The sequence below is a fragment of the Methylobacterium sp. HMF5984 genome, assembly GCF_045033435.1.
Taxonomy (GTDB): Bacteria; Pseudomonadota; Alphaproteobacteria; order Rhizobiales; family Beijerinckiaceae; genus Methylobacterium.
The window spans coordinates 4,886,833-4,913,068 of sequence record NZ_JBJFLN010000001.1 but is presented as its reverse complement, the minus strand read 5'-3'; the positions used below and the strand labels follow the sequence as shown (position 1 = coordinate 4,913,068).

General features: G+C 71.6%; 23 protein-coding genes. 15 read left to right on the top strand and 8 right to left on the bottom strand.

Translation table 11 applies throughout. From position 1 onward, the window contains the following. Positions 1–108: 108 nt before the first annotated feature. From ACFZ8E_RS23865 to ACFZ8E_RS23830, 8 genes are all read left to right on the top strand, one after another. The gene (locus ACFZ8E_RS23865) at positions 109–1,593 is read left to right on the top strand and encodes a PAS domain-containing sensor histidine kinase (RefSeq protein WP_246694937.1); all 1,485 of its coding nucleotides are present in this window, start codon (positions 109–111) and stop codon (positions 1,591–1,593) included. A gap of 7 nt (positions 1,594–1,600) precedes the next feature. After that, on the top strand, positions 1,601–2,992 hold the full coding sequence (locus tag ACFZ8E_RS23860) for a sigma-54-dependent transcriptional regulator (RefSeq protein ID WP_405043986.1): 1,392 nt from the start codon (positions 1,601–1,603) through the stop codon (positions 2,990–2,992). A gap of 96 nt (positions 2,993–3,088) precedes the next feature. Continuing rightward, the gene (locus tag ACFZ8E_RS23855) at positions 3,089–3,754 is read left to right on the top strand and encodes an OB-fold nucleic acid binding domain-containing protein (RefSeq protein WP_405043985.1); all 666 of its coding nucleotides are present in this window, start codon (positions 3,089–3,091) and stop codon (positions 3,752–3,754) included. 29 nt (positions 3,755–3,783) lie between these two features. Then, positions 3,784–4,215: a hypothetical protein gene (locus ACFZ8E_RS23850; RefSeq protein ID WP_243933565.1), complete on the top strand. Its 432-nt coding sequence runs from the start codon at positions 3,784–3,786 to the stop codon at positions 4,213–4,215. Positions 4,216–4,358: 143 nt separating this feature from the next. Beyond that, positions 4,359–5,633, top strand: a complete 1,275-nt coding sequence (locus ACFZ8E_RS23845; protein WP_405044443.1) for an MFS transporter — start codon at positions 4,359–4,361, stop codon at positions 5,631–5,633. Positions 5,634–5,652: 19 nt separating this feature from the next. Beyond that, complete coding sequence (locus ACFZ8E_RS23840) at positions 5,653–6,975, top strand: metallophosphoesterase family protein (protein WP_405043984.1); 1,323 nt, start codon at positions 5,653–5,655, stop codon at positions 6,973–6,975. A 78-nt stretch (positions 6,976–7,053) separates the two neighbouring features. Then, positions 7,054–8,307 carry an arsenic transporter gene (locus tag ACFZ8E_RS23835; RefSeq protein ID WP_244033081.1) on the top strand — a complete coding sequence of 418 codons (1,254 nt, stop codon included), beginning with the start codon at positions 7,054–7,056 and terminating at the stop codon, positions 8,305–8,307. Between the two features lie 43 nt (positions 8,308–8,350). Further along, positions 8,351–9,280, top strand: coding sequence for a DMT family transporter (locus ACFZ8E_RS23830; protein WP_147728234.1), 930 nt, complete (start codon positions 8,351–8,353; stop codon positions 9,278–9,280). A gap of 26 nt (positions 9,281–9,306) precedes the next feature. Here the strand turns inward: ACFZ8E_RS23830 and ACFZ8E_RS23825 are convergent, their stop codons facing one another. Continuing rightward, positions 9,307–11,025: a thiamine pyrophosphate-binding protein gene (locus tag ACFZ8E_RS23825; RefSeq protein ID WP_405043983.1), complete on the bottom strand. Its 1,719-nt coding sequence runs from the start codon at positions 11,023–11,025 to the stop codon at positions 9,307–9,309. Between the two features lie 163 nt (positions 11,026–11,188). Next, complete coding sequence (locus ACFZ8E_RS23820) at positions 11,189–11,509, bottom strand: hypothetical protein (protein WP_405043981.1); 321 nt, start codon at positions 11,507–11,509, stop codon at positions 11,189–11,191. A 325-nt stretch (positions 11,510–11,834) separates the two neighbouring features. Here ACFZ8E_RS23820 and ACFZ8E_RS23815 point away from each other — a divergent pair, with 325 nt between their 5' ends. Together ACFZ8E_RS23815 and ACFZ8E_RS23810 are read left to right on the top strand one after the other, a co-directional pair. Beyond that, on the top strand, positions 11,835–12,545 hold the full coding sequence (locus ACFZ8E_RS23815) for a sigma-70 family RNA polymerase sigma factor (RefSeq protein ID WP_147844590.1): 711 nt from the start codon (positions 11,835–11,837) through the stop codon (positions 12,543–12,545). 121 nt (positions 12,546–12,666) lie between these two features. Further along, positions 12,667–13,224, top strand: coding sequence for a metallophosphoesterase (locus ACFZ8E_RS23810; RefSeq protein ID WP_147844576.1), 558 nt, complete (start codon positions 12,667–12,669; stop codon positions 13,222–13,224). 26 nt (positions 13,225–13,250) lie between these two features. On the opposite strand, the gene ACFZ8E_RS23805 is transcribed toward ACFZ8E_RS23810, so the two are convergent. The 3 genes from ACFZ8E_RS23805 to ACFZ8E_RS23795 all read right to left on the bottom strand — a co-directional run bounded on the left by ACFZ8E_RS23805 (position 13,251) and on the right by ACFZ8E_RS23795 (position 15,845). Continuing rightward, positions 13,251–13,676 (bottom strand): GFA family protein, encoded by a 426-nt coding sequence (locus ACFZ8E_RS23805; RefSeq protein WP_147729667.1) that lies wholly within the window; start codon positions 13,674–13,676, stop codon positions 13,251–13,253. A gap of 71 nt (positions 13,677–13,747) precedes the next feature. Continuing rightward, a complete protein-coding gene (locus ACFZ8E_RS23800) occupies positions 13,748–14,572 on the bottom strand; it encodes an EamA family transporter (protein WP_147844577.1) in 825 nt (274 codons plus the stop codon). A 22-nt stretch (positions 14,573–14,594) separates the two neighbouring features. Next, entirely contained in the window at positions 14,595–15,845 is a 1,251-nt protein-coding gene (locus tag ACFZ8E_RS23795; RefSeq protein ID WP_405043980.1) for an MFS transporter, read from the bottom strand. Positions 15,846–15,922: 77 nt separating this feature from the next. Between ACFZ8E_RS23795 and gcvA the strand changes: the two genes are divergently transcribed. From gcvA to ACFZ8E_RS23770, 5 genes are all read left to right on the top strand, one after another. Further along, positions 15,923–16,801, top strand: a complete 879-nt coding sequence (gene gcvA, locus ACFZ8E_RS23790; RefSeq protein ID WP_405043979.1) for a transcriptional regulator GcvA — start codon at positions 15,923–15,925, stop codon at positions 16,799–16,801. Between the two features lie 110 nt (positions 16,802–16,911). Continuing rightward, entirely contained in the window at positions 16,912–17,241 is a 330-nt protein-coding gene (locus ACFZ8E_RS23785; protein ID WP_147729600.1) for a hypothetical protein, read from the top strand. Between the two features lie 829 nt (positions 17,242–18,070). Continuing rightward, on the top strand, positions 18,071–19,072 hold the full coding sequence (locus tag ACFZ8E_RS23780) for a helix-turn-helix domain-containing protein (RefSeq protein WP_405043978.1): 1,002 nt from the start codon (positions 18,071–18,073) through the stop codon (positions 19,070–19,072). Between the two features lie 291 nt (positions 19,073–19,363). Further along, positions 19,364–20,842, top strand: coding sequence for a PAS domain-containing methyl-accepting chemotaxis protein (locus ACFZ8E_RS23775; protein ID WP_147727094.1), 1,479 nt, complete (start codon positions 19,364–19,366; stop codon positions 20,840–20,842). Between the two features lie 113 nt (positions 20,843–20,955). Next, positions 20,956–21,990 (top strand): HD-GYP domain-containing protein, encoded by a 1,035-nt coding sequence (locus tag ACFZ8E_RS23770; protein WP_405043977.1) that lies wholly within the window; start codon positions 20,956–20,958, stop codon positions 21,988–21,990. Between the two features lie 34 nt (positions 21,991–22,024). Here the strand turns inward: ACFZ8E_RS23770 and ACFZ8E_RS23765 are convergent, their stop codons facing one another. The 3 genes from ACFZ8E_RS23765 to ACFZ8E_RS23755 are packed head-to-tail and all read right to left on the bottom strand — an operon-like array spanning position 22,025 to position 26,236. Continuing rightward, positions 22,025–23,668, bottom strand: coding sequence for an efflux transporter outer membrane subunit (locus tag ACFZ8E_RS23765; protein WP_405043976.1), 1,644 nt, complete (start codon positions 23,666–23,668; stop codon positions 22,025–22,027). A 1-nt stretch (position 23,669) separates the two neighbouring features. Then, entirely contained in the window at positions 23,670–25,235 is a 1,566-nt protein-coding gene (locus ACFZ8E_RS23760) for a DHA2 family efflux MFS transporter permease subunit (protein ID WP_147841903.1), read from the bottom strand. Beyond that, entirely contained in the window at positions 25,232–26,236 is a 1,005-nt protein-coding gene (locus ACFZ8E_RS23755; RefSeq protein ID WP_405043975.1) for an HlyD family secretion protein, read from the bottom strand. Before ACFZ8E_RS23755 ends, ACFZ8E_RS23760 begins: the two co-directional genes overlap by 4 nt.

The window sequence follows — 26,236 nt, the reverse complement described above, 5'->3', positions numbered from 1 at the left end:
ACATGCGACCACCGGCAGCATCCGAGGCGGTGGCGCCTTGCCGATGAAGGGGCCGAGACGCCCGGTGCGCGAGATCCGCTTCGACCCAGGTTTCGACCGAGCGCGGCGATGGCGCGGCCGGTGATGCCGCGCTCGCTGCGGGCGCGGCTGCTCGCGCTCTGGCTGCTGCTGCTCGCCTCCGCCGCGGCCACCGCCTACCTGCTGTTCGCGTTCTACAGCCAGTCGGCCGACGTGCAGGTCGGCCAGGCCGAGGTCGCGGTCGCCCGCGCCTGCCGCGAGATCGTCGACCGCACCGCCTTCGTCGCCGGCGCGATGCCGTCCACGCGCGCGGTCGACGCCGCCCTGCGCGCCGACCTCGCCGATGCGGTGAGCGTGGCGCTCGCCCGCTCGCCCGGCGTCGAGGGCGGGATCTGGACCGCGTCCGAAGGCTCGGTCGCCTACGCCTTCCCGACCTACGAGGGCACCGGGCCGAAGACCGACCTGCCGGCGGCCGAGCGCGACAGCATCGCGCAGATCAATGCCGACGCGCTGCGCACCGAGCGGCCCGTGGCGCTCCGCCGCCCGAGCCGGACGCAGGCCCTGCTGCTCCAGGCCTGCCCCCTGCGCGGCCCGATCGTCGGCGCGACCGCCTGGACCATGGCGCGGATCCAGACCGATCACGGCCCGGCCTACCGCCAGCTGCTTGCCGGCTTCGCCTTCCTCGCGGCGACCGTGCTCGGCTCGGCGCTGTTCCTCGGGCGCTTCCTCTACGGCTTCTCCGGCCACATCGCCCGGCTCAAGGCGCAGCTCGCCGCGCCGCGCTCCGAGCGCGGCGACCTGCCCGACCTCGCGCCGACCGGCGAGCCGGAGCTCGACCGCCTCGTCGACGCGCTGAACGCGGCGAGCGCGCGCCTGCGCGAGGCGCAGGGACGGGCGGTGGCGGCCGAGAAGCTCGCCGCGGTCGGGCGGCTCTCGGCGAGCGTCGCCCACGAGATCCGCAACCCGCTCTCGGCGATGCGCCTCAAGGCCGAGAACGCCCTGGCGAGCGGCGATCCGGCCCGCGCCCGCGGCGCGATCGAGACCGTGCTGGAGCAGGTCGCCCGCATCGACGGGCTGCTCTCGGACCTCCTCGGCCTGACGCAGGCGCGGCCGCCCGTGCGCGCGCCCGCCGACGTCGCCGCCCTGCTCGAGGCCAGCGCCCGCCTGCACGAGGATCTGGCCCGCGAGCAGAGCGTGCGGCTCGCGGTCGAGACCGACGGGCTGCCGGCCGGCGCCCGGGTCTCGATCGATGCCGGCCAGATCGCCCGAGCGCTGGACAACCTCGTGCTCAATGCGCTCCAGCACGTGCCCGAGGGCGGCCTCGTCCGGCTCGCCGCCGCGCGCATCGGCGACGCTCGCGGCGCGCGCCTGCTGCTCACCGTCTCCGATACCGGGCCGGGCGTCCCCGACGCGATCCGGGCCGAGCCGTTCGAGCCCTTCGCGACCGGGCGTCCCGACGGCACCGGCCTCGGCCTCGCGATCGTGCGCGAGATCGCCCGCGCGCATGACGGCGAGGTGCGGCTCGTCGAATCGACCGTGGGCGCCACCTTCGAGATCGACCTGCCCTGGCTCTGATGGCGATATGGCTCTGATCCTCATCGTCGACGACGACGCGGCCCTGGCCGAGAGCCTCGCCGAGACCATCGCCGATCTCGGCCACCGGCCCCTGGTGGCGGCCTCGGGCCGCGAGGCCCTGTCGCGGCTGGCGGCCGAGCCGGGGGTCGCCGCGATCCTGCTCGATCTGCGCATGCCGGGCGATCTCGACGGCATGGCGGTGCTCGCCCGCATCCGCGCGCAGGACAGCCCGCCGCCGGTGACCGTGCTGACGGCCTACGCCAATGCCGGCAACACCATCGAGGCGATGCGGCTGGGCGCGCACGACCACCTGACGAAGCCCGTCGGCCGCGCCGACCTCGCGGCGGTGCTGTCCGCGATGCTCGACCGGCCGGCGATCCCCTCGGCCGCGGCCGGCGAGCCGGGCGCCGGCGACGGCCTCGTCGGGTCGAGCGCCGGGATGCGGCGGGTGCAGAAGACCATCGGGCTCGCCGCCGACAGCGATGCGACGATCCTGATCCAGGGCGAGACCGGCACCGGCAAGGAGCTGGTGGCGCGCGCGCTCCACACCTACGCGAAGCGCCGCTCCGGCGCCTTCGTCCCGGTCAACTGCGCCGCGATCCCCCGCGACCTCCTCGAGAGCGAGCTGTTCGGCCATGTCCGCGGGGCGTTCAGCGGCGCGGTGACGGACCGAACCGGCGCGTTCCGCGAGGCGAACGGGGGAACCCTGTTCCTCGACGAGATCGGCGACATGCCGCCCGAGATGCAGGCCAAGATCCTGCGGGTGATCCAGGACAAGGTCGTGGCGCCGGTCGGCGGGCGCCCGGTCGCCGTCGCGGTGCGGGTGGTCGCCGCGACGCACCGCGACCTGCCGGGGATGGTCGCCGCCGGCACGTTCCGCGAGGACCTGTACTACCGCCTCAACGTCGTCCCGATCGCGCTGCCGCCCCTGCGCGAGCGCCTCGCCGACATCCTGCCGCTGGCCGAGCATTTCCTGGCCGGCGCCGGGCTCGGGGGTAAGCGGCTGACGGCGGCGGCCGCCGCGCGGCTGCTCGGGCATGCCTGGCCGGGCAACGTCCGCGAGCTGCGCAACGTGATCGAGCGCGCCGGCGTGCTGGTGCGGGGCGACGCGATCGACGCGCCCGACCTCGACCTGCCCGCCGCCGCCCGCAGGGCCGAGCCGGTCGACTGGCTCGCCGGCGACCTGCCCGGCGCCGTGGCGCGGCTCGAGGCGGCGATGATCGCAGCGGCCCTGGAGGCGTCCGGCGGCAACCGCACCGCGGCCGCCCGGCGCCTCGGCATCCAGCGCCAGCTGCTCTACGCCAAGATCGAGCGCTACGGCCTCGGCGTGCCGGCCGACGGCGCGCGCCTGTCCGATCTCACGACGGTCGCTGTCGCGAATCCGGACGATCAAGCTTGACCGTTGCCGAGGCAACCATCTGATCCGTAAGCGTTTTGTCGATGGCACGGACGGTGCCATGGCCTTCCCGTGATCCGATCGGGACAGGGAGGCGTCGTGCGGCATCGGAAGACGGCTCTCCTCCCGGCCATCGCGGCGCTCGCCCTCTCGGCAGCGAGCGCCGCGGCGCAGACGGCGTTCGATCCCGCCGGCCTGCCCGAGACACGCGGAACGGTGCGGCAGTACACGCTGACGCCACGCGGCGACATCGACGGCCTGATCCTCACCGACGGCACCGAGGTGAAGGCGCCGCCCCATCTCAGCGTGCAGCTGGCCTTCACGGTGCGCCCCGGGGATGCCGTCACCATCCACGGACTGAAGGCCCGCGCGCTGCCGCTGGTCGACGGGACGATGATCCGCAACGACGCGACCGGGGCGACGGTGATCGACCTCGGGCCGCCCGGGCGCGACCGCAGCGAGACGACGGTGACCGGGCGCGTGGCCATGCCGCTGCACGGCAAGCGCGGCGAGATCAACGGGGTGCTGCTCGCGGACGGCACGCAGGTGCGGATGCCGCCGCGCGAGGCCGAACGCTGGAACGCCGAGCTCCGGGCCGGGCGCGTCCTGACCGTCCGCGGGGTTCTCGCCCGCTGGGCGCTGGGCACCGTGATCGAGGCGCACGCCATCGCCGCCGCCACCGGCGCGATGACCGAGATCGATCCGGGGCGGCCCCCGCCGCCGGACGCCCCTCCGCCGCCGCCGGACGCCGCGCCGCCGCGCTGACCGACCCACCACCCCTCAGAGAGACGATCATGACGACGACGAACGCCACCGGAACCGTCTGGGCCATCTTCGGGCACCGCTTCGCCATCGAAGGCGCCGACGGGCGACACCTCGCCGACCTCGGGCCGAAGGGGGCCGAGGGCATCGCGCTCCGCGTCGGCGATGCCGTGACGGTGGAGGGCGAGCGCAAGCCGTCGGAGATCAAGGTCGCGCGCCTCACCGCCGCCGACGGCACGGTGCACGCGGTGACGTGGCCGGCGAAGGCTGCGGGTTCGGATGCGGATCCGGCCGCGGCGATCGCCGCCGCGGAGGCCGCCGGCTACCGCGTGACCGGCGAGCCGGAGCGGCGGCCGAAGCACTTCGACGTGCCGGCCGAGAAGGACGGGCAGGCCGTCCGGCTGCACGTCGACCACGACGGCACCGTCCGCAAGCCGAAGCCGGCGACGGCCGAGGCGGCCTGATCGCAGCCGGGCGGCGGAACACAGGCGCGATCAACGACTTGAGCACCCGGCCGAGCGGAGGCGATCCGCCCGGCCACCCGACCAGCGAGGGCGACGACGTGAGCACGACACAGGCGGGGGCGAGGGACGGCACGGCCGGTTCGATGCCGTCGGCGAAGACCCTGCGCGGGCTCGACGCCCTCAACTTCTTCCTCGCCGACGTGCGCGACGGCCTCGGGCCCTATCTCGCGATCTACCTGATCGCCGTGCGCGGGCCCGACCAGGGCTGGAACGAGGCAACGACGGGCCTGATCATGACGATCGCGGGCATCGCCGGGCTGATCGCGCAGACGCCGGCCGGGATGCTGATCGACGGCACCAACGCCAAGCGCGCCGTGGTGATCGCCGCCGCCCTGGCGGTGACGGCGAGCTGCCTCGCGCTGCCGTTCATCGGCAACTTCTACCTCGTCGCCGCGACGCAATCGGTCGCCGGCGTCGCCGGGGCGATCTTCCCGCCGGCGCTCGCCGCCATCACCCTCGGGATCGTCGGCCCCAAAATGTTCTCGCGGCGGATCGGCCGCAACGAGGGCTTCAACCACGCCGGCAACGCCGTCTCCGCCGCGCTCGCCGGCGGGCTCGCCTACTTCTTCGGGCCCGTCGTGGTGTTCTGGCTGATGGGGGCGCTCGCCGTCTGCTCCATCGGCGCGATGCTCTTGGTGCCGGCGCGAGCCATCGACGACGACCTCGCCTGCGGCATGACCAAGGAACAGGACGTCGTCGAGGAGAACGCGCCGTCGGGCTTCGCCACCCTGCTGAAGAACAAGCCGCTGGTACTGTTCGCCGGCCTGTGCGCGCTGTTCCACCTTTCGAACGCGGCGATGCTGACCTCGGTCGGGCAGCTGCTGACGCACCTGTCGGGCAAGGACCACGCGACCTCGCTGATCGCGGTCTGCATCGTCGCCGCGCAATGCGTGATGGTGCCGGTGGCGATGTTCGTCGGTGCCAAGGCCGACGCGATCGGGCGCAAGCCGATCTTCCTCGCGGCCTTCGGCGTTCTGGCCCTGCGCGGCGTGCTCTACACGCTGTCGGACAACCCGTTCTGGCTCGTCGGCGTCCAGCTGCTCGACGGCGTCGGTGCCGGCGTCTACGGCGCGCTGTTCCCGGTGGTGGTGGCCGACCTCACCCGCGGCGGCGGCCGCTTCAACGCCGCGCAGGGGGCGGTGGCGACGGCGCAGGGGCTCGGTGCCGCGTTCAGCGCCACCTTCGCCGGGCTGATCATCGTCTCGGCGGGCTACTCGGCCGCGTTCCTGGCGCTCGCGGCGACCGCCGGGCTCGGCTTCGTCCTCTACCTCGCGCTGATGCCCGAGACCCGCGACGCGACCGCGATCGGAGGCCGCCCGGACGGCGGCCTGCCGGCCGCGATGCCCGCGACCGCTTGATCGGACGGACCCACCCGCAATGTCCGACGCCTCCATGCCGACCGCCGCCGAGCGCGGGACGCCGACCGCCGAACCACTGGTGTTCCTGCACGTCGGCGACCTGCACCTGACGAAGCCCGACACGCGCAACGCCGCCGACTTCCGCGCGATCCTCGACCAGATCGCAATGATCGCGCCGCAGCACCTGCTCGACTTCGTCTACCTGCCCGGCGACCTCGCCGAGAACGGCTGGGCCTGCGAGTACGCGATCCTCGCCGACGCCCTCGCCCGGCATCCGCACCTGCCGGTGCGCCTGATTCCCGGCGACCACGACCGGCAGCAGGGGGCGATGGCCGACTTCCAGGCGTTCCACGCCGGCCTGGTCGCGTCGCGGGGCCTGCCGGCTCCGACGGTGTGGACGCTGGACCAGCCGCCGGTGGGGTCGCCCGAGGAGACCTGGCCGCCGGCCGAGATCCCGCATTACTGCGCGTGCGAGAATTTTCAGGGCGTCCGCTGCCTGTTCGTCGACATCGTCAGCCCGGGCTACGGCCGGAAGGGCATCGGCCTCGATTTCCGCCTGGGGCCCGACCAGACGCAGTGGCTGAGCGCGGCGCTGACCCAGGCGGCCGAGGACGGCGTTCCCGTCGCGGTGTTCATGCACGCCTACCCCGACGACCTGCGCGAGCCCGACGACCGCCTCGACGTCGCCGGCCTGTTCCGGGCCACGGGCGTGCGCCTCGTGGAGATGGGCCACACCCACTACAACGAGCTCGCCCATGACGGGCGCACCCTCTACGCCGCGGCGCGTTCGGTCGGGCAGAACGAGGACGGCTCGGTCGGCTACGCGGTCGCGGCGATCGACGGCCCGGTCACGAGCTGGCGCTTCAAGGCGCTCGACCGCCCGTGGCCGTTCGTGCTGATCACCAGCCCGGCCGACCGGCGCGTCGCCGCGCGGCCGGCGACGCCCGAGACCTCCGGCATGGTCGCCGACGCGCGCGGGCGGATCGCGGTCCGCGCCGTGGTGCTCTCCGACGCGCCGCCGCGCTACGTGCATGCCCGCGTCGGGACAGGGCCATGGGTCCGCATGGCGCACGAGGGCGGGCGCACCTACGCGGCGTGGCTGGCCTGGCCGCGGGACGCGCGCAGCATCCAGGTCGAGGCGGTGCACGCGGACTGGTCCGGCCACGGGCCCGACTTCGTCGACACCGACGTGGTCGAGCCGGTCGTCGCCTTCGACGAGCCCGGCTTCGTGCCCGCGATCCCGGGCAAGCCCGGCAGCGACGTGCCGAATGTCGGCCGCTGGCTCCAGAAGGGCGTGCGCGGCGACCAGCTCGGCCCCAACCGGGCCGGGCGCAAGTGGTGAGCGCCTGACCCAGGATTTCAGGACGACACGCGCCCCGCGGGGCGCCGGGGGATGCAAGACGTGATCGCTGGACTGGCCATGACACCCAACCTCGCGACCTGGGGGATCGCGGGCGCCGCGACGCTCGGCGTGATCCTGCGGCCGTTCGGATGGCCGGAGGCGATCTGGGCGGCGCTCGGGGCCGTCCTCCTCGTCGTCCTCGGGCTGCTGCCGTGGCACGACGCGCTCGACGGCGTCGCCAAGGGGACCGACGTCTACCTGTTCCTCATCGGCATGATGCTGCTCGCCGAGATCGCGCGGAAGGAGGGCCTGTTCGACTGGCTCGCGACGATCGCGGTGCGGATGGCCAAGGGCTCGGCCACGCGGCTGTTCCTGCTGGTCTACGTCGTCGGCACGGTGGTGACGGTGTTCCTCTCGAACGACGCCTGCGCCGTGGTGCTGACGCCGGCCGTCTACGCCGCGACCAAGGCGGCGAAGGTCGAGAACCCGCTGCCCTACCTGTTCATCTGCGCCTTCATCGCCAACGCGGCGAGCTTCGTGCTGCCGATCTCGAACCCGGCCAACCTCGTCGTGTTCGCCGACCACATGCCGCCGCTGGGGGAATGGCTCGCGACCTTCGGCCTGCCCTCGGTGCTGGCCATCGTCGCCACCTACCTCGTCCTGCGCGTCACGCAGAACGGCACGCTGAAGCGCCAGGCGATCGCGACCGACGTCGAGGCCGCGTCGCTCGGGCTCGGCGGCAAGGTCGCGGGCGCCGGCATCGTCGCCACCGCGGCTGCGCTGATCGGGTCGTCGGCGGCCGGGATCGAGCTCGGCCTGCCGACCTTCATCGCGGGGCTGGCCACCACCCTCGTCGTCCTCGCGATCAAGCGCAGCGGCCTCGTCGCGGTGGTGAAGGATGTGTCGTGGAGCGTGCTGCCGCTGGTCGCCGGCCTGTTCGTCCTGGTCGAGGCGCTGGAGAAGTCCGGCGTGCTCAAGATGATCGCCGACCAGCTCAAGGCCTACGCCCAGGCCGACCCGGCCGGCACCGCCTGGGGCTCGGGCGTCGTCGTCGCCGTCGGCTCCAATCTCGTCAACAACCTGCCGGCGGGCCTCCTCGCCGGCGCCGCGGTCCATGCCGCGGCCGTCTCGAAGACCATCGCCGCCGCGATCCTGATCGGCGTCGACCTCGGGCCGAACCTCTCGGTCACCGGCTCGCTCGCCACGATCCTCTGGCTCACCGCGATCCGGCGCGAGGGCGAGGATGTCGGCTTCTGGCGCTTCCTCAAGCTCGGCCTGCTGGTGATGCCGCCGGCGCTGGCGCTGGCGCTCGCCGGCCTGCTCCTCGTCTGACGCCTCGGCCAAGCCCTCAGCCCTTCGGATCGGAGATCCCCCCGTGAACGCCGCCCTGCTCTATCCCTTCATCCTCGTCGCCGGCGCCCTCCAGGCGCTCGGCAACTCCATGAACGCCCAGCTGCGGGGGCGGCTGGTGAACCCCTGGCTGGCGGCAACGGTGTCGTTCGCCCCGATCGTGTTCGTGTTCGCGACGCTGTTCTTCATCATGCCGGTGCCGCTCCCGACCCTGGAGACGCTGGGCAAGATGCCCTGGTACGCCCCGCTCGGCGGCGTCGCGGGCGCGGTCGCGGTGTTCGGCGGTCTCGCCTTCATCGACAAGGTCGGGGCCGGGCCATTCAACGGCCTGACGCTCACGGCCAACATCCTGGCCTCGCTGGCGATGGATGCGTTCGGCCTGTTCGGGCTGCAGGGCGGCGGCTTCAAGCCGATGCCGTGGCTCGGCGGCCTGCTGATGGCCGTCGGCGTCTTCTTCATCGCCCGCACCACCGCCGACACGGGCGGGGAGAAGGACGAGGGCCACGGCCTCAACCCGAAGCTGCTCTACCCGTTCATCGTCGTCGCGGGCATCCTGCAGGCGGTGGGCGTGGTGTGGAACTCCCAGCTGCGCGGCGCCCTGGTGAACCCCTGGCTCGCGGCGACCGTCTCGTTCCTGCCCGTCGTCTTCGTGTTCGCGCTGGTGTTCCTGGTGCGGCCGACGCCGCTCCCGACCCGCGAGGACGTGAAGGGCGTGCGCTGGTGGATGCCGCTCGCCGGCATCACCGGCGCGGTGGCGGTGTTCGGCGGCCTGCTGTTCGTCGACACGGTCGGCGCCGGCGCCTTCAACGGCCTCTTGATCACCGCCAACCTGCTGACCTCGGTGGCGCTCGATCATTTCGGCTGGGTCGGCATGAAGCAGGTCAAGGCCGGCCCGGCGCGGCTCGGCGGCGCCGCGCTGATGGTGGCCGGCATCCTGCTGATCTCGATCTTCTGACGATGCGGCCCCCGGCGGACGGCGCGTCAAACGTCGTCCGGGCCCTCGCTGCCCGTGTCGGGACCCGTGCCTTTGCCCTTGCCTTGCGCGACCGCGCCGGCGCGGATCGCGTCGAGCGTCTGGGTCGGCGTCAGCGCCTGCGGGTCGACGAGGCAGTGCAGCATCGCCGGCAGCCCGGAGGCGAGCGCCCGCTCGAAGGCCGGCGCGAAGTCCTCCGTCCGCTCCACGCGCTCGCCGTGGCCGCCATAGGCGCGGGCCAGCGCCGCGAAATCCGGGTTGCGCAGCCGCGTGCCGGAGACGCGGCCGGGATATTCGCGCTCCTGATGCATGCGGATGGTGCCGTACATGCCGTTGTCGAGCACCACGACGACGACCGGGATCGCGTATTGCACGGCGGTCGCGAATTCCTGGCCGGTCATCAGCAGGTCGCCGTCGCCCGCGAGCGCGACCACGATGCGCTCGGGGTGCGTGCGCTTGGCCATGATCGCGGCGGGCACGCCGTAGCCCATCGAGCCCGAGGTCGGCGCGAGCTGGGTTCGGAAATCCCGGAACCGGTAGTAGCGGTGGATCCAGGTGGCGAAGTTGCCCGCCCCGTTGCAGAGGATCGCGTCGGCCGGCAGCCGCCCGCGCAGGAAGGTCACCGCCTCGCCGTACTGGAAGGCGCCGGGCGTCGCCGCCGGTCGCTCCGACCAGTCGCGGTAGCTCGCATGCGCCGCGACCGCGCGTCCACGCCGCGCCGCGACGGCCGGCGGCGATGCCCGGAGCGCCGCGAGCAGCGGGCCGGGCGCGGCCTGGATCGCCAGGGCCGGCTGGTAGACCCGGCCGAGCTCGTTCGCGTCCGGGTGGGCGTGGACCAGCGGCAGGCCGGGATCGGGGATGCCGAGCAGGCGATAGGACTGCGCCGTCATCTCCGAGAGCCGGCCGCCGATCATCACCAGCAGGTCGGCCGCGCGGATGCGGGCGACGAGGGCCGGGTTCGGGCCGATGCCGAGCTCGCCGGCGTAGTGCGGATGGTCGGCCGGAAAGAGGTGGGCGCGCCGGAACGAGGTCGCCACCGAGAGGTCCTCGGCCTCGGCGACGGCGACGAGGTCGTCGCGCGCGGCCTCGTTCCAGCGCGAGCCGCCGACGAGGACGATCGGGCTTTGCGCGCCGTCGAGCCTCCGGCGCAGGTCGGCCACGTCCTCCGGGCGGGGTGCGGGCTCCGCCGGCTCGACGGGCCCCGCATCGGCGACCGCGACCGCGTCGTCGAGCATGTCCTCCGGCAGCGCCACCACCACCGGGCCGGGGCGCCCCTGCATCGCCGTCCGGAAGGCGCGGGCCACGAGCTCGGGGATGCGCGCGGCGTCGTCGATCTCGACCACCCACTTGGCCACGGTGCCGAACATCGCGCGGTAGTCGATCTCCTGGAACGCGTCGCGGTCCCGCATCGCGCGGGCGACCTGGCCGACGAACAGGATCATCGGCGTCGAGTCCTGCTGCGCCACGTGCAGGCCGGATGCGGCGTTGGTGGCGCCGGGGCCGCGGGTGACGAAGCAGATGCCCGGCCGGCCGGTGAGCTTGCCCGCCGCCTCGGCCATCATCGCGGCCCCGCCCTCCTGCCGGCAGACCAGCACGTCGACGTCCGTGTCGTAGAGCGCGTCGAGCACTGCGAGGTAGCTCTCGCCGGGGACGCAGGTCAGGCGCCCGACGCCCTGCGCCAGGAGCTGGTCGACGAGCACGCGCGCGCCGGTTCGGGGTCGGGCCATCGGCGGTTTCCTCGTGCGGACCGGAGCGGTCGCCCTCGCGCGGGGAAGTCTGGTTCGCCGGGCGTCGAAGGCAAGGCCGCAGCCTGCGCGCGGCGGCGGGAGACGAGGCCGTCGCGAACATGCTCGGCCTCCGTTCGAGGCCCTGCCGCGCGGGGCGGCCCTGTCAGTCCGTCGCGTCGTCGGCGCCGGACACCGCATCGCGGAAGCGAAGCAGGCGGGCGCGGGCCGAGCGCGAATCCGCCTCGGGTGCGTCGCCGTCCGGACGAAGGGCGGCGGCCTCGTCGAGACCGGTGGCGTGCTGCGCCCGCACGAGCGGTGCGCCGATCGCGGCCATCAGGATCCGCAGCCCGTCGATCCAGTCCTCGACCTCGGCCAGCGAGGCGAAGCCCTCGCGCCGATACGTCTTGTCGGGTGCGAGCCTGGCGACGGCGTCGAACAGGCCGTCGTCCCGGTCGTGAATGCGATAGGAAACCAAGCGAGGCATGACGAATAGATACCTCAACCTTCCCCGTGCGAGAAGGTTGCCCGTGAGGAAATCGGACGCGATGGTATCGGTTCCGACCTTCAGGCAGCGCATTCGGGTCGCACGGTCCCGTGATCCGCGAAGCTCAGCATCCGGGCGCGATTGCCTGAGCCCGTGATGCGCGGCACGGTGATTCCGAAGGATGGGGCGTTGCTTGCCGAGGCAACGATTTCTGAAGTCGCTCGCGATCGCGCCCCGTTCATCACCGGCTCAGAATTTAATATGCAATTACCTTAGACTGGCTCAAAAGAGCTTGACCGTAAGAACCTTGGGACGCTCCATCGGCATGACGCACGCCATCTCCAACGGTCGGGACGAAACCTTCGAGACCGAGCTGAACGAGGTCGACGTCGCGGCCGCGGTCCGCAACCATCTCGGCGGCGAGCTGCGCGCCTACTTTGCCCTGCCGACCTGCGATGCCCTGCCGGAACCGCTCCTCGTGCTGGTGCGCCGCTTCGAGGCGGTGCTGGCGAGCCGCGGCGAGACGCCGACCACGGCGTTCCGCGACGACCTGATGGCGGTGCTTCCGGCTTTGCGCACCTTCGCGTTCTCGCTCGTCGGCGACATGAGCCGGACCGACGACCTGGTCCAGGAAACGCTGATGAAGGCGTGGATGAACCAGCACCGGTTCCAGCCGGGCTCGAACCTGGTCGCGTGGCTGTTCACGATCATGCGCAACCAGTTCTACACCGAGATCCGCAAGCGCAAGCGCGAGGTCGAGGATGCGGACGGGGTCCAGGCCGGCAAGCTCACCGCCGTGCCCGATCAGGAGGACGTCGTCACCCTGAAGCGGCTCTACGCGGTGATGGAGACGCTGCCGGCGACGCAGCGGGAGGCGCTGCTTCTCGTCGGGGCCGAGGGCCTGACCTACGAGGAGGCGGCGGTCCGGCTGCAATGCCAGGTCGGCACGGTGAAGAGCCGGGTCAGCCGGGCGCGGGGCCAGCTCGCCGGCCTGCTCGGGCTCGAGCGGGAGCCGCCGCCGCGTCACGCCCCCTGACGCGCGGCGGCGCCCGGCCGCCCGGAGAGCGGTCCAATGCCGCGTCGGGTGGCGGCGGCCGCGCGGGGCGCCACTTCGGGTCTCGGCGACCGTCCAGCCGGGCTCGAGCGACCCAGGATCCATGGCGACCTACTTCACGGCCGACACGCATTTCGGCGATGCCGACCTCGTCCGGCGCCGGCGCAGCGCCTTCGGGTCGGTCGAGGACCACGACGAGGCGCTGGTCGCACGCTGGAACGCGCGCGTCGGCGCCGACGACGAGGTCTGGCACCTCGGCGACTTCGCCGCCGAGGCGAGCCGCGCGCATTGCGCCGCGATCTTCCGGCGGCTGAACGGCGTGAAGCGGCTGGTGCGCGGCAACCACGACACCAACCGCGTGCTCGACCTGCCCTGGGCCGAGCCGCCGGTCGACAGCGCCCGCATCAGCGTGATGGATGCCGCCGGCCGCCCGCAGCGCCTGTTCCTGTCGCACTACCCGCATCGCTCGTGGCCGGGCTTCTGGCGCGAGACCCGGCACCTCTACGGCCACACCCACGCCTGCCTGCCCGACACCAGCCGATCCTGCGACGTTGGCGTCGACGCGCAGGATTACCGACCGGTCGACCTCGCCGAGGTGCTCGCCCGCCAGGACGCCGCCGAACAGGCGCCCGAGGAGATGGCGATCCGCGGCCTGCGCTGAGACGCGCCTGCGCCGGCCCGCCGGCGTCAATCGGCCGGGACGAAGCGCAGCGTGCCCGCGCGCCGGGTCGGCTGGCCGGTGTCGCTGGTGTGGTTGATCCCGTCCATCACCGGAACCTCCGCGAAATCGAACGGGCTGACCCCGTCGAGGCAGGCGACGTTGACCGCGTACAGGGTCCGGTCGGACCGGCGCTGGTGATGGGTGTAGACCCCGCAGCGCGCGCAGAAGAAGTGCTGCGCCGTGCCGGTGTGGAAGCGGTAGCGCGTCAGCGCCGCCTCGCCCTCCAGGATCTCGACCCCGCCCATCGCCGCCATCGCGACGACGGCGCCGCGCATCCGGCAATAGGAGCAGGTGCAGCGGCGGATCGACCGGAAGCCGTCGCCGAGCGTCGCCGAGAACCGGACCGCGCCGCAATGGCACCGGCCCGTCAGGGTCGTCGTGTCGTTCGCCATGTCGCCTCCGTCGTCCACTTCCGATCACGTGCGCGGCCGCGCCGCGGCCTCGGTGGTCCGCCCCGGCCGGATCACCACGCCAGGCACGCCGCGCCGAGGGCGACGGCGAGGCAGGACGCGATCCGGCGCGGGCTCAGTTCCTCGCCGAGAAAGAGCCGTCCGATGAGGGCGGCGTAGACCACGCTGGTCTCGCGCAGGGCCGAGACCGCCCCCATCGCGTCGGACTGCATCGCCCAGATCACGATGCCGTAGGCGAGCAGCGAGACCAGGCCGCCGGCGAGCGCCATCGCGGTCTGCGCGCCGGTATAGGCCGGCGGCGTCCCGCGCATCGCCCAGTAGAGCGGCGGCATGGTCAGGCTCCACAGCAGGAACATGCTCGCCGCGTAGGACAGGCTGTTCCCCGACAGCCGCACCCCGATGCCGTCGACGACGGTGTAGGCCCCGATCAGCGATCCGGTGGTGAGCGCGGCCGGGACGAAGTCCGCCCGCATCCGCCCCTGGAAGGCGAGGGATAGGATGCCGCCCGAGACCAGGACGATGCCGAGGACGGCGACCGCGCCGGGCGTCTCGTGCGCGAACACCGCGGCGCCGAGGGCGACGAGGACGGGCGATGAGCCGCGCGAGATCGGGTAGGTCTGCCCGAGGTCGCCCGAGCGATAGGTCCGCACCAGGGAGAGGTTGTAGGCGGTGTGGATCAGCGCGGAGGCGATCACGTAGGGCCAGCTCGCCGCGTCCGGCCACGGCAGGAGCGCGACCGCGACCGCCGAGACGGCGGCGACGGCGATCATCATCAGGGTCATCGACCACAGCCGGTCGCTGCCACCGCGCAGCACCGCGTTCCAGCCGGCATGGAGGATCGCGGCGCCGACGACGCAGGCGAGGACGAGCGGGGTCATGCGCGGTCGCCGGGCATGGGCGTCACGACCGCCGCGCCGGCGCGAGCCGGGGCGACAGCGCGAGCACCAGCGGGATCACGGCGAACGCCGTCGCCGCGGCCGCCATCGCCGCCCAGCCGGGCCCGACCGCATCGCCGAGCGGCCCGTAGAGTAGGGGCGTCGCCAGCGCGCTGAAGCCGAGGGTGCAGGTGTAGAACACGGCGAAGGCACGCTCGACGTGCCCGCCCGGCGCGAGCTCCGGCACCGTGCCGTAGAGGACGGAGGAGGTGCCGTTCAGCAGCAGGCCGAGCAGCGGCAGCACGGCGATGGCTGGCGCGAGCGGCAGGGCGACGACGGCGAGGATCGCCGCCGCCGTCCCGGCCTCGGTGGCGATCACGCTCGGCGTCACGCCGAAGCGGGCGCCGAGACGGCCGAACGCCGCCTTGCCCAGCGCGCCGCCGACCGCGACGAGGGCGAACGCGATCCCGACGGTCGCGAGCGCTGCCCCCTTCGCCTGGAGCAGGAACGGCAGGTAGATGAGGAAGGCCGGCCGCGCCGCGTTGTCGAGCATGCCGATCGCCACCAGCAGCCCGAACCCGGCCCGGCCCTCCCGCGCCCCGCCGGCCGGGGTCGCCCGCGGCTCGCCCGGCTCGGCTTCGCGCGACGCCGGCTCACGCGGCAGCAGGACGGCGACGGCGATCGCGACCGCGGCACCGAGGCCGGCGACGATCCACAGCACGGCGCGCCATTCGGCGCGGAGGAGGAGGAAGCCGACGAGGGGCGGCAGCGCCGCCTTCCCGAGGTCGCCGGTGAAGTTGTAGGTGCCGAGCGGCCCGCGCGCGGCCTTTCCATACGCCCGGGCGATGACCGCCGAGGCGAGCGGGTGCTGCGTGCTGCTGCCGGCCCCCGAGAGGGCGAGGGCGAGGCACAGGGTGACGAGGCCGCCCGACGCGCCGGCGAGAGCGTAGCCGGCCGCGCCGAGCAGCGTCCCGAGCACCAGCACGGTGCGCAGGCCGAGCCGGCGGGCGACGGCGGTGGCCGGCATCTGCAGCCCGGCCAGCGCGCCGACGTAGAGCGAGCGCAGCACGGCCAGCGCGACGTAGCCGAGGCCGAACTCCGCCTGCCACACCGGTAGCAGCACGTAGATCAGGTCGGTGTAGCCGTCGTGGAGCGCGTGGTTCAGGCCGACCACCGCGAGCGAGCGCCCCGCCTCCGCGACCTGGGCCGGCTCGGATGGGGCGGCGAGGTTCGGTGGGCGCGCGGAGCGGCTGTCCGTGTTGCTGGCCGTGTTCATGGCCGGCGAGGATGCCGTCCTCGCCGCCGGCTGACAAACGCCTTATGTTGACGCGCGTGTGAGGAAAGCTGACGCGCATGCATCGCCGACTGCCGCCGCTCAACGCGCTCAAGGCCTTCGAGGCCGCCGGCCGGCACCAGAGCTTCACGCTGGCCGCGGCGGAACTCGGCGTGACGCACGGTGCCGTGAGCCGGCACGTCCAGGCGCTCGAGGCCTGGCTCGGGACGCCGCTGTTCGAGCGCCACAACCGTCGCGTCGTCCTGACGGAAGCCGGGCGGGGCTACCTCGCCGAGATCGGGGCCGCCCTCGACCGCGTCGCGCTCGCGACCGCGCGGCAGATGGAGCGGGGGCAGGCGCGCGTGCTGCACGTGAACGCGCTCGCGACCTTCACGCTGCGCTGGCTGATCCCGCGCCTCTCGGCCTTCCAGCGCGGCAACCCGGCGATCGAGGTCCGGCTGACCACCTCGAACGTGCCGCTCGCCCACATCGTCGAGCCGTTCGACGTCGCGATCCGCGGCGGGCCGGACACGTGCCCCGGTTATGTCCGGCAGCGTTTCCTGACCGAGCGGCGCATCCCCGTCTGCAGCCCGGCGCTGCTGCAGCGCCTGCCGCTCCGCACGCCGGCGGACCTGGAGCGCCACACGCTGCTGCACGCGGCGACGCTGCCCGAGGTGTGGCTGCACTGGCTGCAGGCCGCCGGCGTGCCGAACCTCGGCCCGGCGCGCTCGGTGACGCTGGAGCACTTCTACCTCACGCTGCAAGCCGCCCTCGACGGGCTGGGCGTGGCGATGGGGCCGGAGCGGTTGATCGCCGACGACGTGGCGGCCGGCCGGCTGACGCTGCCCTTCGACGGCCCGGCGCTGCCGGCGCGCAGCTACCACGCCTACGTCCCGGAGGCCCGCGCCGAGGACCCGGCCGTGCGCGCCTTCTGCGACTGGCTTCCGAAGGCCGCCTGAGCCTCGCCGATGGGAGCCCGCCGCATGCAACCGGACTGACGCTGGATACCGACGACGCGCATTAGCGGTTGCCATCCGGACGCGGCCTCGGGCATGGCGGGGCGACGACGATGAGCCGGCCTCCGGGGGCGGAGCCGGGCGGCGGGGTGGCGATGGCGATCAATCAGGAAGCAGTCGAGCGGCTCGCGGAAGCCTCCGCCCTGCGGGTGCTCGTCCAGACGGTCGCGGTGCTGGTGTTCGAGCAGAGCGGCCTGCCGCCGGACCGGGTGCGCGCGCTCGGGCGCAGCCTCAGCGCCGAGATGTCGGACATCGAGATCCCCGGCGCCGGCGGCCCCGACCTCGACGCCATCCGCCAGGCGAATGCGCAGGCGGTGGTGGCCGCCTTCGAGAGCGTCGCCGAGGCGATGCGGGACGGCGGCGCGGCGACCTCCGGCGCCTGACCGGTTCCGGACCGGCCGCGGCGCCTCCGGATCGGCGTCGGCGAGGATGCCGACGGCCACGTTGCGTGCGGTCCCGATCACGGCCGACGCCGCCGACGAAGCGGCTTCCCGCCGGCGTATCGCGACCCGGCACAGCCGGCACGATCGCCGCAGCGCGCGGCGCCGCCGGCCCTCAAGCCCCGGCCGGGTCCATCGCGCGGCGAACGAGCGCCCCCATTCAGCAGCAGCGCGCCGACGGAACATCGCGTCTCGCCGATGACGTCCCCCGACCTGCGGAAGTGCGCGTCACGGACGATCTCAGCAAAGACAATCGCCTTGAAACACTTTTCTGTATTATCTATATTTTATAAATCGAAATTCTGTCTCATAATATACTGCTATTCTGAGTGCCGCATCACGAAACTATTCGGACGATCGTCGGCGATATTCGTCGGGTCCGAAGACCGCGGAAAAGTGATGCCTGCCATCGTCGCGGGATTCGGGCAAAACAGATAGCTCCTTTTGCATAGATAAAAGTCGATCGTTGCAGCGGTAGAAAAGTCGGAAGCTACAACCAACTTACGATTGTTTCATAAGATGTGGCACGATTCAGTAACGTTCGGCATCCCCTCGCGCGGATACGCCGAGGGTCGCGGATCGAAACGTCGGGGATCTTGGATCGGCTCGATCCGTGTCCTCGAAGCGCCTCGCGACGGGGGCCGCCGCAGGTCTTTCGACGGGCGTTGCATGCAGCCGAAGAGATCGCGGCTCGGAGATCCCGATCCTCACGTCCTTCGCGGAATGATCGTCGGTGCGGTCGGGAGATAGGCCAGGGCAAGAACAGGGCACGATGAAGGGCAAGGCGAATTCGAGGGCGGGGATCTGGCGACCCAGGGGACGCATAGCCGAGTCGATCGGCTCCGCGACGAACGTCCGGGATTTCAACGATCGGGACATGGTCCCGGTGCAGTTCGAGATCGGGCGGTCGTCCGAGATCAAGATCGAGCTCGTCGGCAGCCAGAGCGATCTGCTCAGTTTCTGGGACGTGAGGTCCGTCGGCCCCTACAGCAGAAGGCCGAAATCCGCTTACGACATCGTGACGATCAACTTCACGTTGGGCGGGCATACGAACTACGTCTTCCAGGACGGTCGTGCCATGGGGGCGCCGACGACCGCGATCCTCGCCGATCATCAGGATCTGAGCGATGCGCAATCGTCGGACGGGTTCCACCTGTTCGGCTGCTCGATCTCGAAACAGGCGTTGACGACCATCAACGCGGCTCTGACCGGCGGCGAAGCGACCGGTTTCCCGCCCTTCGCCCGGGGCGCCGACATGGGGGCGCCCGGCATCAGAGCCTTGTACTGCGCGATGCGGCAGATCTATCGCCGATGCCTCGAGGTCGAGCCTTCGGGCGATCACACCCTGGCGCTGATGCAGGAGATCCTGGGGTATCAACTGCTTTCGGCCTGGCCGAGGCGGGCGGAGGCGATCGCCGACGTCCGGCGGCAGGCCCGGCCGTCGCGCCTGAGCCTCGCGAAGGACTACATTCAGACGTATCTCGCCACGCCCCTGGCGTTGAGCGACATCGCCGCGGCCGCCGGGCTGAGCGTCCGCGGGTTGCAGGACAACTTCCGCCGGTCGGTCGACCAGACGCCGTTCCGATACATCATCCAGCAGCGCCTGATGCGCGTCCACGAAGATCTCGTCGCGACTTCGAACATGAATCTCTCCGTCGGAGACATCGCAAGACGGTGGGGCTTCGTCCACATGAGCGATTTCGGGCAGCGCTATCGCCGCATGTACGGGTGTGCACCGACCCAGACCCGTCGCGAGGCATCCGGTCGCCCCTGACCACCGACATCCCATCGCGGGCGAGGCGGTGATGCCGCGGTGGAACCCAGGATCACCCAATGTTCAACCAGAGGTATGGAAAGTCGCGGAAAGTATCAATTTTGCGATGCGTAGTATCACAAACGTGATCTCGTCGGCGGATCGTCATGTCGATGCCAATTCTGACAGGAGTATAAGCCGGTCTTAACTATTTATAGTCTAGGTTGTGCCTGGAATTCATCGCCTGCCTGTACGAATTCTCGCCTCGAAGGACGAGCACGCTGGGAAGCCGATGATTGGACGGGGGGCGGCATGTTGACATTTCGAAATCATCGCGCATCGATCGCGGCGGATCTGCTGGACAAATCGCAGGCCGTGATCGAGTTCGACCCCGGCGGCAAGATCCTTACCGCCAACGCCAACTTCCTCGCGGTGATGGGATACGGCCTCGACGAGATCCAGGGGCGGCATCACAGCCTGTTCGTCCCGCCGTCATATGCGACCAGCGAGGCGTATCGGCAGTTCTGGGCGGATCTGGCGCAGGGCAAGTCGCAACAGGCCGCCTTCAGGCGCATCGCCAAGGGAGGCCGCGAGGTCTGGGTCCAGGCCTCCTACAACCCCGTGCTCGACCGCGCCGGCAAGACCGTCAGGATCGTGAAGTTCGCGACCGACGTCACCGCCCACAAGCAGGAAGCGCTGGAGCTCGAGGGCCAGATCGCCGCCCTGCACCGGTCGCAGGCCGTGATCGCCTTCGAGCCCGACGGCACGATCCTCACCGCCAACGCGAACTTCCTCGATGCCGTCGGCTACCGGCTCGACGAGGTGAAGGGCCAGCACCACAGCATGTTCGTCACCGAGGCGGATCGCGCCACGGCCGCCTACCAGGAGTTCTGGAAGGCGCTCGCCCGCGGGGAATACCAGTCCGCCGAGTACCTTCGGATCGGCAAGGGCGGACGCGAGGTCTGGATCCAGGCGACCTACAACCCCGTCACCGATGCGGAGGGGCGCACGGTCAAGGTCGTCAAGTTCGCGACCGACATCACCGAGCAGGTGCGCGAGCGGCAGCGCCGCGTCGAAGCGCAGCGGGCGATCGGCACGGATCTCGATGCGATCGGCGCGGCGACCGAGGACGTCATGCGGCAGACCTCGGAGGCGGCCACCACGGTGGCGCGCGTTTCCGGCGACATCCAGAGCGTGGCTTCGGGCGCGGAGGAGCTCTCGGCCTCGGTCGGCGAGATCAGCCAGCAGGTCAGCCACGCCGCTCAGATCGCCGGCCAGGCCGTCCATCAGACCGAGCGCACGGGCAACATCGTCGCCGGCCTGAGCAGCCAGGCCGCCCAGATCGGCGACGTCGTCGCCCTGATCCAGGGCATCGCCGCCCAGACCAACCTGCTCGCGCTGAACGCCACGATCGAGGCAGCGCGCGCCGGGGCGGCGGGCAAGGGCTTCGCCGTGGTGGCGGCCGAAGTGAAGGCGCTGGCCGAGCAGACCGGCAAGGCTACGGATCAGATCCGGGGCCAGATCGTCGCGACGCAGAACGCCACCCGCGATGCCGTCGACGCGATCGCCTCGATCCAGACCACGATCCAGACGCTCAACGACGTGTCGAACGCGATCGCGGCGGCGGTCGAGGAGCAGTCCGCGGTGACGCAGGAGATCTCGGGCAGCATGCAGACCGCCTCGCGCGGCGTGTCGGTGATCGCGTCGGGCATGGACATGATCGCCCAGGCCAGCGAGCGGGTGGATCACGCGACGCGGCAGGTCCGCGAAGCGTCGCGGGCGCTGGGATGATCTCGAGCATGGATCTGCCGTTCCCGGCGCCAGACCTCGAGATGATGGGGGAGGTCTATCTGTAATCTGTCCAAGCTGAGCGCGACAACGAAAATCCAACATGGACCGCCGTCATGGCCGAGCTTCTTCTGATCAGCGACGACCCGGCCCGCACGGCACGGCTGGCACGCGACCTGCGAAACTTCGAGGGCTCGACCATCTACGACCTCTACGACGACAAGCCGTATCCGGGGCCGCCGCGACTGATCGTCAGCGACGTGAAGGCGCTGACCTCCGAGGCGCTTCAGCGCCTGCGCCAGGTGCTCGAGCGGGTTCGCGGCCAGCACGTGCCCTACGTCTGCCTGCTGCACGACGACGGCGGCCGCACGCGCGCGTACGCCGACCTCCTGGGCGCCTCCAGCCTGCTGAGCGCCGCCGCCGGCGCGGGTGCCCTGGTCGATACCCTGACGGGCCTGCTGGAGCGGGCGGCGCCGATGCCGGCGGCGATGCAACGCTACGGCGAGATGGCCGAGCAGTTCCTGCGCAAGACCTTCGTGCCCGGCCGCTCGGTCACGCCGGCCGAGATCGAGGCCGGAACGAAGCTCGTGGCGAGCGCGGTGCAGGAGGTCGACATCCGCTCCTGGGTGCGCGCCGTCCGGCGCTTCGACGACGCCACCCACCGGCACTGCATGCTCGTGGCCGGGCTGTCGGCGGCCTTCGGCGGCATCCTCGGCCTGAAAGCGGCCGATTGCCATCACCTCGTCAAGGCGGCCCTGCTGCACGACGTCGGCAAGATGGAGATCGACCCCGCCATCCTGAACAAGCCGGGCAGGCTCGACGACGGGGAGATGGCCGTGATGCGCACCCACGCCGCGCTGGGATACGCCATGCTGGTGGGGCGCGGGTTCGACGACACCCTGCTCGCGGTCGTGCGCTCGCATCACGAGATGCTCGACGGCTCGGGCTATCCCGACGGGCTCGCCGGCCGCGCGATCCCGGATCTCGTCCGCCTCGTCACGATCTGCGACATCTTCGGCGCGCTGATCGAGCGCCGCCCCTATCGCGCGCCGATGCCGAACGCGAAGGCCTACGACATCCTGGTCGGGATGGGCGGACGGCTCGACACCGACCTCGTCCGCGCCTTCAGGCCGGTCGCGAACGCGTTCTGACGCCGACGCCGCGCGCCCGGTCGCGCGCGCCCGCTCAATGTGCGGCGGGCGCGTCGTGGACGAGGTCGGCGAGCGGGACGCCGACCTTCGCCAGGGACAGGGGCGGCGTCCGGCCGCTCGGGAACGTCGTCTCCCACCCGCCGCCGAGCGCCCGCGACAGGGAGACGAAGTCGGTCGAGATCGCGGCGGTGGCCTGAGCCAGGTTGACCTCCGCCTGGAGCACGGTCTGCGACGCCTGCAGGACCGTGGTGAAGGTGTCGACGCCCTGCTCGTAGCGCGACCGCGACAGCGACAGCGCCTGGCGCGCATCGCCGACCTGCCTGGACAGGCGCGCCCGCCGGCCCTCGTCGGCGCGCAACGCGGCGAGCGCGTTGACGATGTCGTGCCAGCCCTGGAGCACGGCCTTCTGGTAGGCGATCGCCGCCTCCTGCTGCCGGGCGCGCTGGAGCACGAGGTTCGCCTTGAGCCGGCCGCCGTCGAAGAGCGGAATCGAGATCGACGGGCCGACGTTCATGTACTGCAGCGACGAGACCCGGAAGATCTTTCCGGGATCGACCGCGTTGCCGGTCGGGCTGGCGCTCAAGGTCACGGTCGGGAAGAACTGCGCCTCGGCGACCCCGATCTCGGCCACGGCGGCTTGCAGGTTGGCTTCCGCGGCGCGGATGTCGGGACGGCGCAGGACGAGGGTCGACGGGATGCCGACCGGCACCCGCGGCGGCACCGGCGGGATCGCCCGGGCGGTGACCAGCTCCTGCGACAGGGCGAGCGGCGCCTCGCCGAGCAGGAGCGAGATCGCGTTGATCTGCTGGATCTCCTGCTGTTGCAGCCCGGGCAGCTGCGCCTTGATCGCCTCGACCTGCTGCGCCGCGCTGGCGATGTCGAGGCCGGTGACGAGGCCCTTCTGCTGGCGCACCCGCACCACGTCGAGGATCTGCTCGTTGACGCGGATGTTGGCGAGGTTGATCCGCATCTGCTCCTGGGTGCCGCGCAGCTGCACGTAGTTGCGGGCGAGGTCGGACTGGCTCGAGACCAGGATGTCGCGGCGCTGATCCGCGGACGCGTCGGCCTGGGCCTCCGCGGCCTCGACCGAGCGGCGGACCCGGCCCCAGAGATCGAGCTCCCACGATGCGTCGAGCCCGAGGGTGTAGCTCTCGAACCCGTTGGTCAGCGGTGCGGTCGGGTTGACGCCCGCCGCCCCGCCGCCGGTCAGGCCGCCGAGGGAGCCGGACAGGAGGCCGATCGTCCCGTTCTGGCTGTACTGCATGCGGTAGGCGTTGCCGGTGCCGCCGATCGTCGGCAGCGTCGCGGCGTTCGCGGTGGTGAGCTGGGCCCGGCTCTCGAACAGGCGCGCGGTCGCGGTCTTCACGTCGAGGTTCTGCGCGGCCACGCGCTCCTCGAGCCGGGTCAGGATCGGATCGCGGAAGGCCTGCCACCAGGCGATGTCCGGCTCGGCCTGGCTAGTGCGCGCCGTCAGGCGCCGTGCCGCCCGGGCCGGGACGCCGGTGTCGAGGTAGTCGCTCGCATCGGCGAGCGGCGTCGGCGGAACGGAGAAGTCGGGGCCGACCGTGCAGCCGGCCAGGCCGAGCATCGCGGCGAGCGCGAGGAGGGAGGCCCGGCCCGACAGCGCAGCCGAGGCCTTCGCGCGGGACCGGCCTTCGAACATTCGGCGGGATGTCATGTCAGTGTCCTCCGCCCTCGGCCTTGGCGGTCCGGGCCGATATCAGGAAGCAGAGCGGCACGACGAGGAACGCCAGCAGCGCCACGTATTGGTACACGTTGCTGTAGGCCAGGATCTGAGCCTGCTTCGTGTAGGTCTGGTAGGTCTGGGCGACGGCCTGCTGGTGCACCACCGAGGCGGCACGCCCGAGCGAGCGCAGCGTCTGCTCGGTCTCCTGGATCAGCGTGGCGTAGCCCTGTCGCAGCGGCGTCATGAACGTCGAGAGGTGGGCCTGGTCGGCCTGCGTCCGCTCCGTGACCGCGGCGGTCGAGAGCGAGATCCCGACCGAGCCGAACACGTTGCGGAACATCGAGAACAGCGCCGACGCGTCGCTGCGGTACTTCTGGGGCAGCGTCAGGTAGGCGACGGTGGAGATCGGCACAAACAGGAAGGCGAGCGCCGCCGTCTGGAGCGTGCGCATCCAGACCAGGGTCCGGAAGTCGATGTCGGGCGCGATCCGGCTCGAATAGAACATCGCCGCGCCCATGAAGGCGAACCCGAACATGATCAGGTAGCGGGTCTGCACGACCTTCATCATCAGGCCGACGAGCGGGATCAGCACGATCACCGCCACGCCGCCCGGCGACAGGATGAAGCCTGAATCGAGCGCGGTGTAGCCCAGCACCTGCTGCGCGAATTGCGGGATCAGGACCGAGCCCGCGTAGAGCAGGGCGCCGACCGCGCCAATGAGCAGGCAGCCGACGGCGAAGTTCCGGTCCCGGAACACCATCAGGTCGACCACAGGCGCCTTGGCCGTCAGCAGCCAGCAGATGGCGCCGAAGATCCCGAGGAAGGCGACGACGGCCATGATCCGGATGAAGGACGAGCTGAACCAGGCGTTGACCTCGCCGCGGTCGATCATGATCTGCATGCAGCCGATGCCGACGACGATCAGGGCCAGGCCGACGTAGTCGAGCCCGCGCGCGCGCTTCTCGGCCGCGGCCGGCGGGTCCTGGACCAGGTAGGCGTTGACGAACAGCGTGACGATGCCGACCGGCACGTTGATGAAGAAGATCCAGCGCCAGGTCGCGTGCTCGACGAGGTAGCCGCCGAGCGTCGGCCCGAGGACGGGCGCGACCACCGTCGCCACCGCCGTGACCCCGAAGGCCGCCCCGCGCTTGGCCGGCGGGAAGGTGTCCAGGATGATCGCCTGCTGGCTCGGCTGCAGGCCGCCGCCGAAGAAGCCCTGCATCAGGCGGAACAGGATGATCTGCCCGAGGCTCTGCGACAGCCCGCACAGGAACGAGGCCACCGTGAACATGCCGATGCAGATCAGGAAGTAGCGCTTCCGGCCGATCGTGTCGGAGAGCCAGCCGGCGATGGTCAGCACGATGCCGTTGGCGACGAGGTAGGCGGTGAGCGTGTAGGTCGCCTCGTCGTTCGAGGCGGCGAGCGAGCCCGCGATGTAGGGCAGGGCCACGTTGACAATGGTGGTGTCGAGCACTTCCATGAACGCCGCCAGCGTCACCGCGATGGCGATGAGCCAGGGGTTGTGGGCAGGTTTCCAGCCGTCCGAGGCCCCGCTCACTTCAGCATCACCGTCGGCACCACGCTGATGCCGAGCGGCAGCGGCTCCTCCTTCCTCAGGCCGGAATCGATCACGATCTTCACCGGCACGCGCTGGACGATCTTGATGAAGTTGCCGGTGGCGTTCTCGGCCGGGAAGGCGGAGAATTTCGAGCCCGACCCGCGCTGGATCGACTCGACGTGCCCCTGCAGGTCGAGGTCGGGATAGGCGTCGATCGCGATCCGCACCCGCTGCCCGGTCCGCATGCCGTCGAGTTCGGTCTCCTTGTAGTTGGCCGTCACCCAGACGTCGGTGGTGACCAGCGACATGACCTGCTGGCCGGCGGTGAGGTAGTCGCCGGCGTTGACGTTGCGCTTCGTCACCCAGCCGTCCTGCGGCGCCCGCACCACGCTCCATTCGATGTTCAGGTTGGCCTGCGCGACCTGCGCCCTGGCCTGCTCGGCCTGGCCCTTGATCTGGTCGACCTGCTGCTCGGACTGGCCGATGTTCTGCTGGACCGGCATCGCCTGGACGAGGCGGGCCTGGGCCTGCTCGACCTGCGCCTTGGCCTGCTGGTAGTTGGACGCGTTGGTCTCGACCTCCTGCTGCGTCGTGGCCAGCTTGGGCAGGCTCCTCTGCCGGTCGTAGTTGGCCTGCTGCAGGGCGAGGTTGGCCTTGGCCGAGTCGAGGTTCGCCTGCGCGAGCTGGAGGGAAGCGGGGAAGTTCTTCTTGGCGATCTCGACGCCGAGCCGCTGGCTGGCGATCTGGGCGTTGCTCGCGGCGAACTGGCCCTGGGCCTGCTCGCGGCTGTAGACGAACTGGCGCTGGTCGATGCGGAACAGCGTGTCGCCCTTGTGCACGAACTGGTTGTCCGTCACCTCGAGCGCGATCACCTGCCCGGCCACCTGCGGCGCGATCGTGACGATGTTGCCGTCGGTGTAGGCGTCGTCGGTGCTGATCGTCCCGCGGGTCGCGAGCCAGTAGGTCACGCCGCCCCCGGCGAGCAGCAGCAGGACCACCAC

What these genes read in the sequence shown, in the direction of transcription:
- ACFZ8E_RS23770 (WP_405043977.1), top strand. Translation starts at nt 20,956, where the DNA reads ATGGCCGAGCTTCTTCTGATCAGCGACGACCCGGCCCGCACGGCACGG.
- ACFZ8E_RS23825 (WP_405043983.1), bottom strand. Translation starts at nt 11,025, where the DNA reads ATGGCCCGACCCCGAACCGGCGCGCGCGTGCTCGTCGACCAGCTCCTG.
- ACFZ8E_RS23845 (WP_405044443.1), top strand. Translation starts at nt 4,359, where the DNA reads ATGCCGTCGGCGAAGACCCTGCGCGGGCTCGACGCCCTCAACTTCTTC.
- ACFZ8E_RS23785 (WP_147729600.1), top strand. Translation starts at nt 16,912, where the DNA reads ATGAGCCGGCCTCCGGGGGCGGAGCCGGGCGGCGGGGTGGCGATGGCG.
- ACFZ8E_RS23835 (WP_244033081.1), top strand. Translation starts at nt 7,054, where the DNA reads ATGACACCCAACCTCGCGACCTGGGGGATCGCGGGCGCCGCGACGCTC.
- ACFZ8E_RS23795 (WP_405043980.1), bottom strand. Translation starts at nt 15,845, where the DNA reads ATGAACACGGCCAGCAACACGGACAGCCGCTCCGCGCGCCCACCGAAC.
- ACFZ8E_RS23865 (WP_246694937.1), top strand. Translation starts at nt 109, where the DNA reads ATGGCGCGGCCGGTGATGCCGCGCTCGCTGCGGGCGCGGCTGCTCGCG.
- ACFZ8E_RS23775 (WP_147727094.1), top strand. Translation starts at nt 19,364, where the DNA reads ATGTTGACATTTCGAAATCATCGCGCATCGATCGCGGCGGATCTGCTG.
- ACFZ8E_RS23860 (WP_405043986.1), top strand. Translation starts at nt 1,601, where the DNA reads ATGGCTCTGATCCTCATCGTCGACGACGACGCGGCCCTGGCCGAGAGC.
- ACFZ8E_RS23805 (WP_147729667.1), bottom strand. Translation starts at nt 13,676, where the DNA reads ATGGCGAACGACACGACGACCCTGACGGGCCGGTGCCATTGCGGCGCG.
- ACFZ8E_RS23810 (WP_147844576.1), top strand. Translation starts at nt 12,667, where the DNA reads ATGGCGACCTACTTCACGGCCGACACGCATTTCGGCGATGCCGACCTC.
- ACFZ8E_RS23800 (WP_147844577.1), bottom strand. Translation starts at nt 14,572, where the DNA reads ATGACCCCGCTCGTCCTCGCCTGCGTCGTCGGCGCCGCGATCCTCCAT.
- ACFZ8E_RS23850 (WP_243933565.1), top strand. Translation starts at nt 3,784, where the DNA reads ATGACGACGACGAACGCCACCGGAACCGTCTGGGCCATCTTCGGGCAC.
- ACFZ8E_RS23765 (WP_405043976.1), bottom strand. Translation starts at nt 23,668, where the DNA reads ATGACATCCCGCCGAATGTTCGAAGGCCGGTCCCGCGCGAAGGCCTCG.
- ACFZ8E_RS23840 (WP_405043984.1), top strand. Translation starts at nt 5,653, where the DNA reads ATGTCCGACGCCTCCATGCCGACCGCCGCCGAGCGCGGGACGCCGACC.
- ACFZ8E_RS23820 (WP_405043981.1), bottom strand. Translation starts at nt 11,509, where the DNA reads ATGCCTCGCTTGGTTTCCTATCGCATTCACGACCGGGACGACGGCCTG.
- gcvA (WP_405043979.1), top strand. Translation starts at nt 15,923, where the DNA reads ATGCATCGCCGACTGCCGCCGCTCAACGCGCTCAAGGCCTTCGAGGCC.
- ACFZ8E_RS23815 (WP_147844590.1), top strand. Translation starts at nt 11,835, where the DNA reads ATGACGCACGCCATCTCCAACGGTCGGGACGAAACCTTCGAGACCGAG.
- ACFZ8E_RS23780 (WP_405043978.1), top strand. Translation starts at nt 18,071, where the DNA reads ATGAAGGGCAAGGCGAATTCGAGGGCGGGGATCTGGCGACCCAGGGGA.